Source organism: Propylenella binzhouense (genome assembly GCF_009866965.1).
GTDB lineage: Bacteria > Pseudomonadota > Alphaproteobacteria > Rhizobiales > Afifellaceae > Propylenella > Propylenella binzhouense.
In genome coordinates this window covers 1-1,773 of the sequence record NZ_SPKJ01000203.1, presented here as the reverse complement: position 1 = coordinate 1,773, position 1,773 = coordinate 1, and the positions used below count along the sequence as shown (strand labels likewise).

Below are 1,773 nucleotides of genomic sequence, written 5' to 3'. Positions count from 1 at the left end.
CCGGCGCGGGCCCGCGCGGGACGCGGACGCGGCGGAGCGGCCCCGGCAGGCCGGCGGAACTCGCGACCAGGACGCCCGGCGGCGGCCCGGCAAGCGGCACGACCGGCCCCATCCGCGCAAAGGCGTCCAGGAGGATCGGCGCCGCGGCGTCGATCCCGATCAGTCCCGGCACCGGGGCCCCGTCCGCCCGCCCAACCCAGACGCCGATCACCCGGCGCCCGTCATAGCCGATCGACCAGGCGTCGCGGTATCCGTAGGAGGTCCCGGTCTTGTAGGCGATCGTTCCCCCCGCTCGGCCCGGCTGCGGCATGCCGGCGAGGATGGAGGAGACGTACCAGGCCGCGCGGGCGTCGAGGACGCGCCCGGCCGGCGGCGGCGGGGCCGCTTTCCGACGGACATGGAGGGCGGCGGGCGTGCCGCCGCGGGCGATGGCGGCGTGGATGGCGACGAGATCGGCGAGCGTCACGCCGACCCCGCCGAGCCCGATGGCGAGCCCCGGCGGCGAGAGGTCGGAAAGCACCGGGCGGGCGCCCGCGCGGCGCATGCGGGCGACGAGCCGGGCCGGACCGACGGCGTCGAGAAGCTGCACGGCGGGAACGTTGAGCGAGAGCTGCAGGGCCCGCCGGACCGTCACCGTGCCCTGGAAGTTGCGGTCGAAATTGGCCGGAACGTAGCCGGCAAAGGCGGTCGGACGATCCTCGACGAGGCTTTCCGGGTGGGCGATGCCCTGCTCGAAGGCGAGTCCGTAGATGAGCGGCTTCAGGGCCGAGCCCGGCGAGCGGACCGCGCGGGTCATGTCGACGAAGCCGGAGCGGCCGGCGTCGAAGAGATCGGAGGACCCGACCGAGGCGAGGATTTCGCCGGTGCGGTGGTCGGCCGCGAGGATGGCGACGGAGACGCGGTCGGGCAGCGCCGAGGCGCGCTCGCGTGCGAGATCTTCGAGCGCGCGCTGGAGGCCGGCATCGATGGTGAGCCGGTGCACGCGTTCGGGCGGCGCCTCCGCGGCGACCCGCTCGGCAACATGCGCCGCAAGCATCGGAAACGCGCGACGAAGCCGCGGGACCGGCTCCGCGCGGGCGGCCGCGACATCCTCCGCGTCCAGGATGCCGAGCGATGCGGCGCGCGCGAGCACGCGGTCCCGCGCCGCCCGGAGCCCGGCCGCGCCCCGATCGGGCCGCCGCGCCTCCGGCGATTGCGGGATCGCGACGAGGAGGGCGGCCTCGGCGGGCGTGAGCCGCCCCGGCTCCTTTCCGAAATAGGCGAGCGAGGCCGCCCGGATCCCCTCGATATTGCCGCCATAGGGGGCGAGCTCGAGGTAGAGCCGCAGGATCTCCGGCTTCGAGTGCCGCCGCTCGAGGGCGAGCGCGTCGAGGACCTGGCCGAGCTTGGCGCCGGCGGCCCGGGTCGGCTCGCCGTGGAGGAGCCGCGCGACCTGCATCGTCAAAGTGGACCCGCCGGAGACGATCCGCCCGTGGCGCAGGAGCTGCCACCCCGCGCGGGCGAGCGCCCGGATCTCGACGCCGCGATGGCGCTCGAAGCCGCGATCCTCGTAACCGAGCAGCATCCGCAGGAAGCGCGGGTCGACATCGGCCGGCTCGACCGGGAGCCGCCACCGTCCGTCGGCGACCGGGAAGGCACGGAGCAGCCGGTCCGAGCGGTCGAGGACGACGGCCGAGACCGGCGGCGCCGGGCCGGCCGGATCCCGCGCGGCGATCGCGGCCCTCAGCGCGAGCGGGGCGGCCACCGCGACGAGCGACGCGCATGCGAGCGCCG

At 76.3% G+C, this 1,773-nt stretch carries 1 protein-coding gene; it reads right to left on the bottom strand.

Translation table 11 applies throughout. From position 1 onward, the window contains the following. A partial coding sequence (gene pbpC / locus E4O86_RS22885; RefSeq protein WP_205521062.1) for a penicillin-binding protein 1C occupies positions 1-1,773 on the bottom strand: 1,773 nt, incomplete at both ends.